The following is a 14,854-nucleotide window of genomic DNA, read 5'->3' on the forward strand; positions in this document are numbered from 1 at the left end:
GCTACAAACCTCTTAATGAGCCAGTAAATGCTTTATTTCGATATTGCTCGGCTTGTTTTCTCATCAAAATCCGTTTATTTGGTGGCTCGAAATTCATAAGATCATTTGGTTTAAGTGATGTAGTATAATTCTCCGTCTTTACATCATTTTTCTTATAAGTTGTCGGCACTAGCTTTCTATTGTTCACTTCACATTTTGTTTCGATTACTTCATTTACCGTTAAACGAGCATCACCACTACCATATGGGCTAATACGATAATCTTGTCCATCTTTTTGGCCGACCATATAGCTTCTATTACGATCAATCACCATTCGAATGTCATCCATCTCAGACATCGCATTTTTAATGTAATACTGTCCACTATCTACTTGTTGGTTATAACTTTGTACTTCTTTTATTACTCTTGGATTTTTTGGCGTATTTCTGTTTGCGACCAACTTATTGGGATTCACATGGATAGGTGGTGCAGAAACTTTGGAACCACCACTATCATATTGATAAGAATTAGAAGTTGGAACAAGACTTCCGTTTTGAACGGTAAGATCTTGATATACTTTTTGCCCTTTCCTTAATCCAGAATGTCCAGAAGCCATTCTAGAAACGGATTGTGTTTGACCTGTTTTATCTCTTACTTGAAGGAGGGTCTCTCCATTCGTTGTGACCATTTGGATGGCCCCATTTGCGATGGTTTGTTGACCATCTGGACCAATTACCGTTTGAGCTAAATGCGAGATGTCTGCAATTTCGCTCGTTTGTTTTTGAACGGCATTATTATAGGGGTTTAATCCTTTCAATCCGAATGCTTTCATATTACGATTATTAGAAGCGGCATAATTCGCACCTTTTTGGTAACCAGCCACTCCACCCACCATTCCAGAGGCATAGGCGATGACATTCTTGAAGCCTGCCTGTTTTCCTTCTACATTGTCCGCAATATGATTCTTTGCTGTAGCGAAACCAGTTTTTGCTCCTTGAGTAACTGCTTGTACAGCAGCAGAACTAACTCGTTGAACAGGATGAGTCGCTCCTGATACACTCTGTAAATTAGACATTTCTGTTTTAAATGTGGTATAAGCATGAGCCCCACCCTTTTTGACCCCCTGGCCTAATTTGGTATCTGCCATGAAGTCACTTACCCCTTTGATTGCAGTAAGACCGGAAAGATTTGCAGCTCCAACTAACGCTCCAGTACCAACTCCAGCTCCTACAGCTGTGGCCATTCTCCCAATTTTATTTTGTATAATTTTATTATCAAGCGGGATACTTCTTGGCAAAGATTGTCTTGCATTTTCATATACAGTTTGTGCTTTGCCACTATTAAATTTGGCTACAGCCTGTTCCTTAGGGAGACTACTATTATTCACATAAGCATTTCTTGCTTCATTAACCTTCACTCCAGCTAATTGATCTCTTAAGTAAGGGATATTGACCTCTTTGCCAGAATATAAGGAAGAACCTTTAACTGAAGATGTAGCACTCTTGACAGAATCAGCGGAACTAATACTCTTATTAGATAAAGCTTTTTCCCTATTAGGAGTTATATTGCCCATCGTTTCAACTATCTGGTTAGATAGTTTTTGCGAAAGAGGGCTAACTTCTGGTATTCCTAATTCATTCCCGATTTCTATAGCTAATTGTTGACCGATATTGGTAGAACTACCTTTACCGGAAGCTACTGCCTTGCTACCTCTCTTTAAGATTTTTGCTATCTTATTTTTCTGTTGTCCTAGGTTATTCTTCCAAGCTACTTCTTTATTGTTCTCATGTGTTTGTTTTTGTTCAACAGAAGCATTCTTAGGTAGAGCATACTTTTGATCATATTTATCCATAAAATCTTCTTTTAATTTTGGTGCCCATTCATTAGCTAGTTTATTACTTACTTCATTGGCTTTATCTAATGAAAATCCTCCAGATAACTTATCAGCAAGGTTCTCATTAAATCCAGCTCTACTAATAAAAGAAAGTCCATAGTCTGATCCGTTACCCATTTCGCTAGCTACTTCTTTTGCTGCGGATTCAATTTCCATTTGTTTCGCATTGACTTCTTGTTTCCATGCAGCTGCACGCTTATTATTGTGTTCCTGCTTCTGCTTAGGAGTTGCATTAGCCGGTAATTTATTCTCTTGATTAAATTTAGTATCAAAGTTCTTTTTGTTATTGGTATCATTCGCCCACTTCTTTGTTAAGTTGGCAGATGATTGTTTAATTAAATCAGAGGCTCTTGCATTTTTCCCTTCATTTCCTTTGATACCAGCAATGTTATTGCGTGCTTCATTTAGGAAATAATCTTTTTTGGCAGCTTTCGCATCATTCCAAGCGGCCTCTACACTTGACTCGTGGGCATCAGGGAATCGTTCTTGAAAATCCTTTTTAAAGTCCGCTTCATTGGTTTCCGCCCAATCAGAAGTAAGGCTATCAGCTACAGAGTTAGCTGTTTTTTCATCTGCCTTGGACTCCGCCTTCATGACGCCTTTTCCTTTATCCCAGCCTGCTTTTACCCCTTTTTTCACTTGGCTTCCTAATAGTTGGGCAGCTCCTGTGCCTGCGCGACCTGCCAATCCACCAATAGCTCCTCCAGCATTAAAACCTACTGTAGAACCAACCATGGAGCCCATCGGGCCCATTGGGGAACCAATTAATGTTCCAGCGGCACCAAAAACAGCTTTACCGCCTCTGGAAAGGATTTCTCCCCCTTTTAACATTCTTTCTGCTTTTGGAGTAGTGCCAGTATCGGTACCGGTATTTCCACCAAGTGTACTTTTCAAGTCACTGGTACCCGTTCCTTCCCCTTCTTTTTCTGAATTTGATTTCTCCCCAGATTTCTCTGAATTACCTCGACCACCACGAAGTTTTTTCAAGGCATCCCCTACGGATACACCGTCCATGGCACCCTTTGCTGCACCATACATTCCCATTAAGGCAGATCCACCCATCATGGCGGCCGTCTTTGATAATCGATCATTCATTTGTCCACCAAGACCAAGGAGAGCACGAACGGATTCAGTAACAGGGATGAATACCATCATCAAAATAACTCCCTCAACCCCATTGGTTGTAGTCGTCATCTTACTCATAATGTAATAACAGGCCGCATGAACAGATTGGACAAAAACAGTTCCAATTAACTCTTTTGCCCATCCAATCGTCATACCTCTCGTTTTAGGTATGAGGTAAAGAGCCAACATTAATGGTCCTAGTATTAATAGAAGCATGAGTGTAAACTTTCTCATCGTATAGTAAAAATACGCCCATACTCCAAGACCAATCTTAATTAACTGAATGGCTAGCATACCAAGCACTCCGTTGCTTGCAGTGATTTCTATCGTATCTTTTAAATTCAATAAGTCACTTTCACTATTAAATAGGTTTACAATACTTTGGTTCGTTAAGAACAACAAACTATAAATCGCATAGATATTAGCAAATAATAAAGCAACAATCGTTAATTCTTTAAAGTAATCAATGATATAGGTTCTGTTCGATGGATTAATACCTGATGCGGAAATTTTCATTCCTGCAATAACAATACTGATTAAGATGACACACACAGCTACTGCAATGAACATATTCATCCCAGGTACGTATACATTTGTAATCTCTTTTTCAGTAAAAGTTAAAAATGCTAATTTCTCGTCTCCTCCATAAATGAGGTTATGTAAGGTCGGTATCTTCTTGAAAGGCTCCGCAAACATATCTCCCATTTTGGCAAACAGGTCGGCCATTATTTCGGAAAGTTTATTCATCATATTTGTTCATCCTCCCGACCTAGTAAGTTTGCAGTTGCTTTTTAGTTAGATTTTCTTCATAAACAGCCTGATTTGATTCAATAAAGAATAACTCTTGTTCACTTGGATTGGTTTGTAACCATACAGATGATTTACCAACCCGTAAAATGCCTTCCCCTTTATCTGGGTTCCCGAAGAGGATATCTCGTTCACCGGCAGATAAATCAAAGTTCTCTTTAATATGTTTTAGATCGAGTTTACTTTGTTTTAAGAAAAGATAAGCGTATGTATTTTGCAGTATCCCTCTGGCTTTATCATTGATAACAAATCGGACAAAGTCCTGACTTGCTAAGCGTAATCCGGCATTACGTTTCCTAGAGCGTCTCGCCATCTTTTCTAAGAAATCCACTGTTTGTTCAGAGCTCAAAAGCGTCCAAGCTTCATCGGCATAAACAAATTTCTTTTTCGTAGCGTTATCTAGATTTTTAACGAAATGTTCCCATAAATAGTTCAAGATAACATGATAAGCAATTGGTCGTAAAAAGCCTTCTTCCATCGAACTAATGTTGAAGTTTACAAGCCTTGCCGAATCCAGCGTTTGCGTTACTCCTCTTCCTAGGTACGTTTGACCATCAAATATCGGTTTAGATCCTGTCTTTAGGAATGGTTTAATGGCAGCAATTAATCGTTGTACTCTAGGTTCGTCACTATATTTCTGTAATAAATAGTTATTGATATCAGATATAGTTGGCTCAGGTTTTCTCACTTTTGATTGAATCAATTGATTTTCAACTTTTACGACTTCATCTTTAAACAAAGAACTAGGGTGTGATGTGTATTCAAATTGTTCCTGTAAAACATATTGAATGGCTTCTTCTAGGAAGTTACGCTCAAAGACATTAAGTCCCTCATCTTCTGAGTTTTTCCCGCGACAGATAATATCAAAGAAATCGATAATGTCATTGGTCTTCTCCCGTAAGGGAACGAAGCGAATGTATTTTTTTCCTTCCTTTTCTACAAGCTCTTTTTCATCCGATTCTTCTAGGAATTCGAGTTCTTCATCTCCATCTTCTAATGGAATATCTGTAAAGTTGATCGCTAGAGGATTGATACAGATATCCTCTTCTTCACTAATATTTAAATTAATACCGCCAAGACGCTTCGTTAATTTAACAAATTCACCCTCAGGATCAATTAATCTACTATAAATGTTGGCTCCCGTTAATTCCCTTGCGATTAAGAGTTTCAAAGATACGGATTTACCAGAACCCGATGTACCAACAATAAACATGTTGTAGTTATCTGGTCTGAACTCTTCGTTTCCAAAACTATTAATAAACTCTAATTGGCCTGTTATTTTATTGATTCCAAGCGGAACACCACCAACGTATTTCCCACTACCACTAATGAATGGAGCAAAAGTGGATAATGCCCGGCGGTCAATGTTCCGTAAAGAATCAGAAATTTCGTTTTTACCAAATGGCAGGACACTTCTAAATCCTTTTTTTACTCTTCCCCAAGTGGACGTTAAGGAGAAGAAGCTACTGCTCATTTCATCTTCTAAAGTCTCGCTAAAATAGTTCAATTCTTTTTCACTTTGACCATATAAGATGCCTAGTGTCCCTACATTAAAAATGTCATTTTCACTAAATTGAATTTCAGACATGAGTGTATCCGTGTCTTGGATTTTAGAGGTCAGATCGTTGATCTGATCAATGTTTCCTCTTTTGGTTTGGAACGATAAGTTAGACTCTAACATGGTGATTTGTCTTTGCAACATTCTAATAGCATCGGACTTCCCAACCTTATTAATGTCCAAAAAGAGATCCATCTCTCCACTAGAAGCCAGATTGTTTAACCAGTTTGTTTGCATTTTCCGCGGATAGCCATCCCTAGGGATGTAAACCGGTCTAAAGTATGTTTGAGTACCTAATGAGTTTTTAATGATTCCATAATCTTCTGCGTTTATCTTAAAGCCATCGGGAGATATAATTTCCCACATGGTGGGTTTTGTATCCATTTGGAAATCTATTTGATCCTCGTTTTCTTTCGGATTATTCTTTGTATTCTTCCCTTTGCTTTTAGGCAGTTTCTCTTTTGGTTGTGGTTTCTGTTTCAGCTTCATGTTGTTCAATTGCCTCCTTTACCAATTCAATTCGGTTTTGCGATTGTTCAGCCGTTATATATAAAGCATTTTTTTCTTGTTCTACAAGATCCTTAAATCGATGTTTTAACGCTTTTCTTCTATTAAATGTGTAATAGAGTAATTCATATATTCCTTCTGTAGGTACTAGGTTTACGGTAATATCCGCTTTTCGAAGTTGATTTCTAGCGGAGGTCAATCTTCTCATCAACTCCGCAAAAGCTTTTTCCATCACCTTTGTTTCTAATTCATCTTCTGAGTCAGCTGTTATATCGCTAGCCTTGATTTTATGCGTGAAGATCAAATATCTTTTTGTTTCATAACGTGGTGTGTCTCTCTGCCAGGCCAAGATATCATCAATCATAGCTTGTCCGTAACTTAGTGCGGCTTCATTTAAATCTTCCGATTCCTTCATTGCTTTTGCCATTAGTTCTATCGGTTCCGACACATCAATGAACCGATTTTGCAGGTAAATTCCTACTGGGTAATTGAGAGTGGCAGTCCAGCTCTCTACCGTAATATCAATTGCTTCTTGTTCGTCCTGGTTTTTTAAGAAATAGTTTACTGGATCAACTTCAGCGATCATCGTAAAGGAGTTATCATGAAATCGAATCATGTGCGTTGTCACATCCCTCACATCACTGAACAATTCTTCAAAAAGGTTTGGTTCCTGTTCGATTTCTACTTCATGTTTCTTTTTTTTCGTCTTATTATTTTTACTATTCGTATTTAGTGGAACATTGGTATGTTTTTTCTCTTTCCATGGTAATATGGGTTGTTTCTCTAGAACTCGGAAGAAAATCCAACCACCAACCACGATAGCTGCCATAAGTAACAGTGTGCTCATTATTTGTTCACCATCCAATCTTTCGGTTTAGTACCTCTTCTCCAAATTCCAATTTGGTTTTTATACCCTAACTTAATCAGGAAATATTGATCATAATGGAGGTGTAGTTTACTTTTCTTTAGAAATCCAAAAATGAAGATAATTACGGCTAGAGGAACGACGGAAATAACACAACCTATAACTCCTGCGATAATTCCTGGGAATAGTTTGAAAACAGAAGGGATATAGGCATATGCAATCGCACCACCTGAAATCAAATAGATAAGTTGCCTAGTCGAGATAATTCCTAATATAGATTTCTGTTCGCTACTCATATCAATTGGTACAGTCACTTTTCTCAACTTCATTCTCCTTTATAAAGGCACCCCTCTATATTGTTCATAGAGGGGTTAAATTTTTGCTTAATAGTGTATATATTAAGCTCCAAATCCTGCGAAATAACCTGCGATTGTTTTCGCTTTAACAATAACGAATACACCGACACCAGCCATTACTAGACCGATAATACCTTGTGTACGAGCTTGTGGATTACCACCTTGCGCTGCGGATAATTTCATACCAGAGAAGATTAGGCATCCTAGGGACCAGAATCCACCAACCGCTGTAATTAGGTAAATGACATTGTTTAAATCATCAAAGATTTTGGAGTTTTGTGCAGATCCTCCGTTTGTTGCAATCCCTGCTTTTTTCCACGCTGCCAGGGCATTTTCTGGAACCGAAGTAAACAAATAAACCATGAATGCTGCGGTTAAGTAATATGGAATATCCCTAACCATTTTTGCTTTTTGAATTGCGAAATTCATATTTTTATCCTCCTGAGAATAGAAAATTATAAAAAATGAACATAAAAAAACCCCGAAAAGCTATGGGTATATACATACGTGAATATGTACTACTCATAGTTTTTCGGGGCACTCCCGTTCGTTTTTTATTTGTACCCTTATCATAATAAAAAAGCTTTAAGCGGTCAAGCCATTTTTTGCTACTTTTGATTTAGTAGGATTAAGTTAAAGTTGGGTACATATAACCTGTTATTCTTATTTTAAGTATAGATCTTAGAAAACGTATAATAAATTAGGACTATATAGATGGATTATTTCAAGATCAACAGACTCTACAATGACCCGTTATTTCCATCCATAAACTCTGCTAGTGCTTTTGATTTTTCCCTTGTAGCTTTTTTTCTTTTAATAAAATCATCCCATCCGGGGTAATGCATCAGCTCAGAAGCTTTTATTTTCCACCTACCACTTCCTGGCATAGATTGTTGTGCTTTAAGCTTCCCTTCCACACAAAATTTACGGATCATTTGTGTGCTAACCCCCATTATTCTTGCGGCGTCTGCAACCTTTATATACTCTGGAACTTTCACTTCCACATGTTCGTCTTCAAATGGACTAAGTACTGCATCATCAGAAAGCATAGACATATTGTTTACCTTCTTTCTAACCATTACTTTACTCCCTTCTATATTCACTCTTTTACTATTTACTATTGTATTCAAACAATCCTCCAAGCTTGTGGTATAAAAAAGGACTCTATGAAAGAGTCCTTGGAATAAATATAAATCAAATCAATTATTTCTCTAAAATTGCTGTTACCTCTTTAAAATTTATAGTCTTTAATTCTTCAAAGGCTTCAGTAATAAACTGTTGGGCCTCAACGGGACTTAACACACCTATTGTAGGTTTCCAATTTGTTCGGGAAACCTCCTCATCTAAATAAAGAAGGGTTTCAATTCTGTTGGGTTCATATTCATGAGCTCTATGGTTGAAAGTAGTATTATTATCTTCAATTTCTTTAACTATTTTTCTCACAAAATCCTCACCCTTTTCTAATAAGCTCGGTTTTATTAAATCCCCTATAATACAATGATTATTGGGTAGTGTAATTTTACCATCAGTAGATGCTGAATTCAAACCTATACGATAATCCTTTGCAAAACTTTCCTTTAGAACATATAGCTTCTTCTTAATCGTGTCCTATTACTAAAGAAATAAGAGCCTAATTTAGGGGCTCATTTTTTAAATATTATTCTTTATTTAAAACATTCTTTTGATGTGTGGCAATTGATTAGATAAAAAGAGATCATCTATTCCTTTGCCTTCTTCTGCATTCCAGATAACTAGGTTTGCGCTAAATCCATCTACTTTTAATTGCTTGGCACATTCCATTAAATGTTGTCTAACATGGGGATTGGAAACTGCATCTGCATCGAAACACAAGTTAACTGTTTCAACACCCATATCTTTTAATACCGGAATAGCTAACCTCCATGCACCAACACCGGGTAAAGAAACAAAAGTTGTTCCTATATCCTCTAACTCTAATGGATCATATAATTTCTCCATACAATCTACAGCTATATCACCTTTTAGTGGACCTTCACCTAACCATGCTGACTTCGCTTTATGAAGTTTACCAGGCTCCCAATTAACGAGTTGGGAGGATGGGACAGCAATATGTAAAGGCGCAGGATTACCAGACCCAGTCCCATTCGTTTTATTAGAAGAACTCAACCAATAATATCGATTTCCTTTCACTACTCTCACCCAACCTAGTATTTCATTATCTTGAGAGATGGTAGTCCATTCCTTTGAAACGGGAATGTTCGTTTCCTGAAGGATTTCTCCTTTTAAAGAAATTTGCACCGTATTTGGTTGAGTAAGTACTTTTGCCTTTAAATCGGTTCCATTTGTTTTTACCTCAGCTACATTAGGTGGATTATCAATTCGATATTGAAATCCAACAATTTGGTTGTAGTGATTTCGGAAAGGAATTAAGATCCCCTTCATTCCAGCGATAGTCCAAAAGTTTTTATACTGATAAAATCCAGGAATACCTGAAAAGTCCTCCATACCCGTGAGTTCCGTAATTTTTTTCACTACATTCCATGGCTTGTCTGGAAAGCTGCGATAATTTCTAATCATTACTTGCTTATCGGAAAGTTGTCTTTCTTTGGATATCAAGTGCTCATAATGAACATCATCAAGCTCCAGCGATTCAAGGAACGCTTGATAAACGGTATCGAGTGTTACATCTTCTTTCTTCTGATTTCCTTGGGTAAACTCCGATACCTCTTCTTTACTAATTTTTCTTTTTGATTCGCCTTTTAAGTAGTGTAAATAACTAGGTAAAGCAGAGTTTTTAGAAAAATGCTTTTCACTAATTACTCTAATGCAAGCAACTACCTCTCCGTCTTTATGCCCCATACATCCTCCTGTATGACCACAGATAGGACATGGAGTACGATAGTATTCATACCAATCTTGTAGTCTTGTCTTTCTCATTAATTTAACCATAATGGCACACTCCTCCATAACTTAATTCTTTTATTTAAATGCACTCTCTGAATCTACTTCGGTCTATAGGGGGCATCACTGTTACTACTTTGTAGTAAGATGCCCTTTTTTTGGCTATAACTACTACAATTGGATTATGATCTTTATCCCTACCTAAAATAGAAATTTTGTTATACCCTTGAATCTCACTAACGGAGCCTGTAAAAATAGCACTTACTATGTCTCCTTTAGAATATCCTCTTTTTACTAAGCGCTCCTTTGTATGCATACTTATTTTAATAACGCCTTTTCCTGTCATTAACACTTTTTTGATTTCTTTTAATTTCAATACCTTCACCCCCGATTTTGTAAAAAAAAACGGACTTTGGGTAGTTATGTTGGTCAAAAACCTCACAAAACTACGAACCAAAGTCCGTTCTATTCTTAGTTCCCTGCTTATCTATAAAGATAGCTAAAAAATGAAAAATTCAATAAAAATTATGTTTTCATAATAGCATTAGCAAGGATTCAGAATCAACCTTTTAAGGGGATAAATTTCCTTAGGTAGTTCATCATCATTAACTTCCTAGATGGTGGGATTTCAACACCTAACTCCTGTGTAATTAAGCGAAAAGGATCTAGTAACTTATTGAAAACGGCGGTATGCTCGATGAGTGCGTGATTCTCAAATTGGTTCTTGTAATGTTCTTCTGTTAGATCCGGTAATGCTGCCACCAAAGGTAATTCTAATTCTTTCGCAAACTCTTCCGGTTTACTGAATGGCATTTTTCGATTAAATAAGAGCTTGATAGGCTTATTAAAGTCTTTTTGAATACTTTGTATGTAACTCTTCCATAGTAGAATATCCATGGAATTATCTATGACGATCCATAATTCATCCATGTGTTGTAAACTAGCCAAGGTTTCTTGTTGCATTTCTCCATTCGGTAAATCCACCAGAACTACATCATGGTAACGGAAAAATTGGAAATACACATTTAAAAAGCTTTCATTCCAGATATAATCCTTATCCTTATCTCCTATAGGTAACCACAAAACTCCCTTGTAATACCAATGGATTTGACTGATATCCATATTTAGAATAGCTTTATCCTCTAGATGGAATACCTCCATAAAAGACTTATAATTACTCGGCTTTTCTTCATATCTTTCAATGATATGTTGAAGGTACTTACCCTTGATCCCTTCTATAACAGCGGTTTGAATTTTATTAGCCTGTAGAAAAATGGCGTAATTGATGATGAAAGTGGTTACTCCAATACGAGAAAGTGGCGACCATATTCCAATAGTCTGATTGTTTGGATATGCTTTTCCTTTAAACACATAGGAATTACGCATAATATTCACCTTATTTTTTGCTTCTTCATATTCAGCAGGCATTTCTTTAGAAGGATAATCCTCTTCAATAAGTATAGGAGGGGCACTATTCACTTCTTCTATTTCATTCATTACAATATCGTCATCCGTTGGTGATTTCTTATCCTTATCCTTATCATTTTCCTTATTAAATGGATCCTCTTCCTTTTGTAGAGGTTTATTTCCCGTAATTTTATTGTCGGTTTGTAATACAGCAGCTGTTTCATTTTGAGTCTGCTTTGGTTTAGGAGAGCCTTCCTTTGATCTTTTTATACTCTTATTAGTAAGCGTCCATAATAGAATTGCTTTTTTCAGTGCACTCATATCAGGAAATACTTTGATATGGGTAGGAATCTGTTTAAGTAAGCCATTCTCATCTAAAACAAAAACATCTGTGTCAACAGGTTCAAGAGCTGGTAGAATAGAATCGGAAGAGATCATAAGAACAACTAAATCATATTCCTCCATATTTTCTATTGTTTTTTTTTCCTCTACATAGTTAATTTCAAATGTAGGGCTGTCTAAACCAGCAAAGAGATCAGCATTATTTATCGAAGTATAGATTTTTTTCATAAAGTATCTTCTCCCGGTTCAGATAATCATTTATTTTTTTTATAAAAGCAGATGACAACGGCAAGGATCTATTTTCAATTTTAACTAAGTAACTTTTACTTATCTTTAATTCCTTCGCTAACTGAAATTGATTCAAATTAAGACGTTTTCGTAAGATGAGTAATCGTTCTACATCATCTTCAATAGTGATCTGATTAAATTTCATATTGTTTACCCCTCTGTTTAATGTTTAGAACGCAAAAAACCGCTAAAACAACTCTTACTATGTAAGAGTCTGCTTTAGCGGTTTTCGCTTTTAAATTATTTTTTTATAATTATATCATATTAAAATATATAATTATATCAATCTACTATAAATTAATAATCTTAAATGAATACAGTATTTTATTACTAGTAAACATTGCAAAATAATTGTGATGATGTCTGTTTTTTTATAATATAAAAGATAAACACCTTATGAAAAATCATAAGAGTTATATAGAAAAAGGACGATAACTTACTATGAGAATCTCTGAAGTATTTACAGCTGGTGGTGTCCCTAGTATAACTTATAATTCAAGAGAAAGTTTAGAATTGGAATATAATTTAGCTTTGGATTTAGAAATAAAAGGTAAAATAATCTCTATATCTGGTCCTACTAAGATTGGGAAAACAACATTATGTAAGAAAACAATATCAAATGATGACTTTATTCTCATATCAGGTGGAGCAATTAAAACTAGTGAAGTTTTATGGTCCACAATTATCAATAAGTTGGCTGTAGCTAATAGCTATAATAGAGATAAAGGAAAAGAAGCTGAGCAAAAAGAAACATCAACTATCAAAGTAGTTGGAGAAGCTGGGATTTGGGGCTGGTTTAAAGCTAGACTAGAAGGTACGGATTCAAAATCAGAATCTGAAAAAATTACAGGAAAAGAATCAGAGACATTTACACCTAACCCTCTGCATCTTGCTATAGAATCTCTTCTAGAAACAAACAAAGTACTAATAATAGATGATTTTCATTATTGTACCCCTGAAATTCAAACAGAAATAATTCGTGCTTTAAAAGAGCCTATTGCTTCTGGTTTAAGAGTTATATTGTGCTCAGTACCTCATAGAGGAGTAGATTCCATTAAAGTTGAAAAAGAAATGGATGGCAGAGTTATACAATTAGGAATTGAACCATGGGAGCGAGAGGAACTCTACGAGATTTCAAAAAAAGGGTTTGAGGCCTTAGATATTGAATGCCCAGATTCTATCTTTCAAAATTTCATTAGCGAAAGTTATAAAAGCCCCCATTTAATGCAGGATTTTTGTTATTGGTTTTGTAGGTTAAATAAGGTTGTAGAAAAAATGCCGCAAAAGCAGTACTTACCAGAGAATATTAATTATGAAAAATTTTACCAAAGGATAGTAAAAGATCATTCCTCTAAAGAACTTTATGATAAATTGGTAGCAGGTCCTTCTCGAGATAGGAAACAAAGAGAGTTTAAAAATGGAAGTGAAGGAGACATTTATTATGCAGTTATGATAGCCCTCTCCGATCTTACTCATGAAACTGTTATTACTGTTGATACAGTTAGAGAGAAACTCAAGGAATTATTAACTTCGGAATCAATGCCAAATAAAACGCAAGTCTCCCAAGTTCTTAAAAAAATGGCTGAATTAGCAAAAGACCATACAAATAGAGAGCCTGCCATTGATTTTCAGAATGACCGAATTTATATTGTCGATCCCTTCTTCTCATTTTACTTAAAATGGATTGAAAAATAGATTGAGAATATAAAGATCCTAATTAATGTACAAACTGGATTGTTTATACCGTGCAAAAACTCTTCATCCAAATGTTTAATACTTATTAAATTCTTCTCTCTGTAAATTAGTTGTATTGTCACATTGTATTTTCAATAGTATAATCCCGTTATAACTTTTTTATATTTTTTCGTTTTTATGCAATCCTCTTTACTGGATATGCGGTAACCTAATACACATTGCAGCCTTTGTGGTTGATAGATTTCTTTAATTTCAGCATAATTTTATGCTGTTTTTCTCTATCAATACCTCAAAGGCTTTTTTTCGTATAAAAATCGAGAATTAGGGAGTTAGCATGTATATTTCGCCACCTATAGGAGTTGGTTACAAGGATCAGGTCACAAAAAAAGCAATCACCAAAATCCAAAAAAATTACAACATATATATTAATAAAAATATAAACTTGCTACAGATAAATCAAAAGCTTTTTAACATACTACACTTGATTAAGAATTAGTCGTATTCCTTGCCAGCCGAAATACAATGATTGCACAAAGAACAAGATACCCCATATAGAAGCGGGTATAACTTTTATTATCTCTTTGAGACTAGTCGCATCCCCAGCATCATGTGGATACTTAAAACTCAAATACATAATGATACATGCACTCTTGATGGATTCCGTGAAGATAATACAAGTAATTAAGTAGATGATTTGCTCTTGATAAAAATCAGTTGAATAGACTAAAAGCAATAAAAACAAACTACCAAAACTAATGATCCAGATAAAACCGTAAAAATTCCTAATCCACAGAAGCAGTGTTAGCACCAAGAAGGCTAGGTAAGTAAATATCAATAGCTTTGTTGCGTCTTTACTTATCATCCAGATGGAAAACAATCCAAATGCGGATGTAAATATATAACCTGCTAAAGTAGTGATGAATTTACTGAACCAATCTGTATGAGTTGTTAAGGCCATCCCTTCTGTGTTTGCATATAAATGTATCTGTTTTAATCTCCCTCCACATAGTATAGCTGCTATACCATGTCCAATTTCATGTACTAAAGTAGCGATAACAGAAACATATTTTCCTACTAAAGGTACGTTCGTTATCAGAACAGCTATTAGCACGTATATAAAAAAACTTAAAGGTGTCATCTACTTTCCTCCC

Annotated in this window: 13 protein-coding genes; 1 reads left to right on the forward strand and 12 read right to left on the reverse strand. The window is 35.7% G+C overall.

Translation table 11 applies throughout. From position 1 onward, the window contains the following. Position 1: 1 nt before the first annotated feature. From L8T27_RS27470 to L8T27_RS27520, 11 genes are all read right to left on the reverse strand, one after another. The gene (locus tag L8T27_RS27470) at positions 2-3,748 is read right to left on the reverse strand and encodes a type IV secretion system protein (RefSeq protein ID WP_127739995.1); all 3,747 of its coding nucleotides are present in this window, start codon (positions 3,746-3,748) and stop codon (positions 2-4) included. 19 nt (positions 3,749-3,767) lie between these two features. After that, the gene (locus L8T27_RS27475) at positions 3,768-5,852 is read right to left on the reverse strand and encodes a VirB4 family type IV secretion system protein (RefSeq protein WP_127739993.1); all 2,085 of its coding nucleotides are present in this window, start codon (positions 5,850-5,852) and stop codon (positions 3,768-3,770) included. Beyond that, entirely contained in the window at positions 5,809-6,717 is a 909-nt protein-coding gene (locus L8T27_RS27480; protein ID WP_127739991.1) for a hypothetical protein, read from the reverse strand. The genes L8T27_RS27475 and L8T27_RS27480 overlap by 44 nt, the downstream gene beginning before the upstream one ends. Next, a complete protein-coding gene (locus tag L8T27_RS27485; protein WP_237944446.1) occupies positions 6,717-7,049 on the reverse strand; it encodes a PrgI family mobile element protein in 333 nt (110 codons plus the stop codon). The genes L8T27_RS27480 and L8T27_RS27485 overlap by 1 nt, the downstream gene beginning before the upstream one ends. Positions 7,050-7,133: 84 nt before the next feature. Next, positions 7,134-7,520, reverse strand: a complete 387-nt coding sequence (locus tag L8T27_RS27490) for a pilin (protein ID WP_127739987.1) — start codon at positions 7,518-7,520, stop codon at positions 7,134-7,136. A gap of 311 nt (positions 7,521-7,831) precedes the next feature. Then, positions 7,832-8,221, reverse strand: coding sequence for a helix-turn-helix domain-containing protein (locus L8T27_RS27495; protein ID WP_127739985.1), 390 nt, complete (start codon positions 8,219-8,221; stop codon positions 7,832-7,834). A 73-nt stretch (positions 8,222-8,294) separates the two neighbouring features. Beyond that, positions 8,295-8,636, reverse strand: coding sequence for a hypothetical protein (locus tag L8T27_RS27500; protein ID WP_127739983.1), 342 nt, complete (start codon positions 8,634-8,636; stop codon positions 8,295-8,297). A 123-nt stretch (positions 8,637-8,759) separates the two neighbouring features. After that, the gene (locus tag L8T27_RS27505; RefSeq protein WP_164849725.1) at positions 8,760-10,019 is read right to left on the reverse strand and encodes a DUF3854 domain-containing protein; all 1,260 of its coding nucleotides are present in this window, start codon (positions 10,017-10,019) and stop codon (positions 8,760-8,762) included. Between the two features lie 34 nt (positions 10,020-10,053). Beyond that, positions 10,054-10,356, reverse strand: coding sequence for a DUF4258 domain-containing protein (locus L8T27_RS27510; RefSeq protein WP_235856661.1), 303 nt, complete (start codon positions 10,354-10,356; stop codon positions 10,054-10,056). Between the two features lie 176 nt (positions 10,357-10,532). Continuing rightward, the gene (locus L8T27_RS27515) at positions 10,533-11,948 is read right to left on the reverse strand and encodes a P-loop NTPase family protein (RefSeq protein ID WP_127739977.1); all 1,416 of its coding nucleotides are present in this window, start codon (positions 11,946-11,948) and stop codon (positions 10,533-10,535) included. After that, positions 11,920-12,153: a helix-turn-helix domain-containing protein gene (locus tag L8T27_RS27520; RefSeq protein ID WP_127739975.1), complete on the reverse strand. Its 234-nt coding sequence runs from the start codon at positions 12,151-12,153 to the stop codon at positions 11,920-11,922. The genes L8T27_RS27515 and L8T27_RS27520 overlap by 29 nt, the downstream gene beginning before the upstream one ends. A 296-nt stretch (positions 12,154-12,449) precedes the next feature. Here L8T27_RS27520 and L8T27_RS27525 point away from each other — a divergent pair, with 296 nt between their 5' ends. Then, positions 12,450-13,703 carry a P-loop NTPase family protein gene (locus L8T27_RS27525; protein WP_127739973.1) on the forward strand — a complete coding sequence of 418 codons (1,254 nt, stop codon included), beginning with the start codon at positions 12,450-12,452 and terminating at the stop codon, positions 13,701-13,703. 475 nt (positions 13,704-14,178) lie between these two features. Here L8T27_RS27525 and L8T27_RS27530 read toward each other — a convergent pair whose 3' ends face one another. Continuing rightward, the gene (locus L8T27_RS27530; RefSeq protein ID WP_127739971.1) at positions 14,179-14,841 is read right to left on the reverse strand and encodes a M50 family metallopeptidase; all 663 of its coding nucleotides are present in this window, start codon (positions 14,839-14,841) and stop codon (positions 14,179-14,181) included. Positions 14,842-14,854: the final 13 nt, after the last annotated feature.

Source organism: Niallia sp. Man26, assembly GCF_022049065.2.
In the GTDB taxonomy this organism is placed as follows: domain Bacteria; phylum Bacillota; class Bacilli; order Bacillales; family Cytobacillaceae; genus Niallia.

What these genes read in the sequence shown, in the direction of transcription:
- L8T27_RS27470 (WP_127739995.1), bottom strand. Translation starts at nt 3,748, where the DNA reads ATGATGAATAAACTTTCCGAAATAATGGCCGACCTGTTTGCCAAAATG.
- L8T27_RS27475 (WP_127739993.1), bottom strand. Translation starts at nt 5,852, where the DNA reads ATGAAGCTGAAACAGAAACCACAACCAAAAGAGAAACTGCCTAAAAGC.
- L8T27_RS27480 (WP_127739991.1), bottom strand. Translation starts at nt 6,717, where the DNA reads ATGAGCACACTGTTACTTATGGCAGCTATCGTGGTTGGTGGTTGGATT.
- L8T27_RS27490 (WP_127739987.1), bottom strand. Translation starts at nt 7,520, where the DNA reads ATGAATTTCGCAATTCAAAAAGCAAAAATGGTTAGGGATATTCCATAT.
- L8T27_RS27505 (WP_164849725.1), bottom strand. Translation starts at nt 10,019, where the DNA reads ATGGTTAAATTAATGAGAAAGACAAGACTACAAGATTGGTATGAATAC.
- L8T27_RS27515 (WP_127739977.1), bottom strand. Translation starts at nt 11,948, where the DNA reads ATGAAAAAAATCTATACTTCGATAAATAATGCTGATCTCTTTGCTGGT.
- L8T27_RS27520 (WP_127739975.1), bottom strand. Translation starts at nt 12,153, where the DNA reads ATGAAATTTAATCAGATCACTATTGAAGATGATGTAGAACGATTACTC.
- L8T27_RS27525 (WP_127739973.1), top strand. Translation starts at nt 12,450, where the DNA reads ATGAGAATCTCTGAAGTATTTACAGCTGGTGGTGTCCCTAGTATAACT.
- L8T27_RS27530 (WP_127739971.1), bottom strand. Translation starts at nt 14,841, where the DNA reads ATGACACCTTTAAGTTTTTTTATATACGTGCTAATAGCTGTTCTGATA.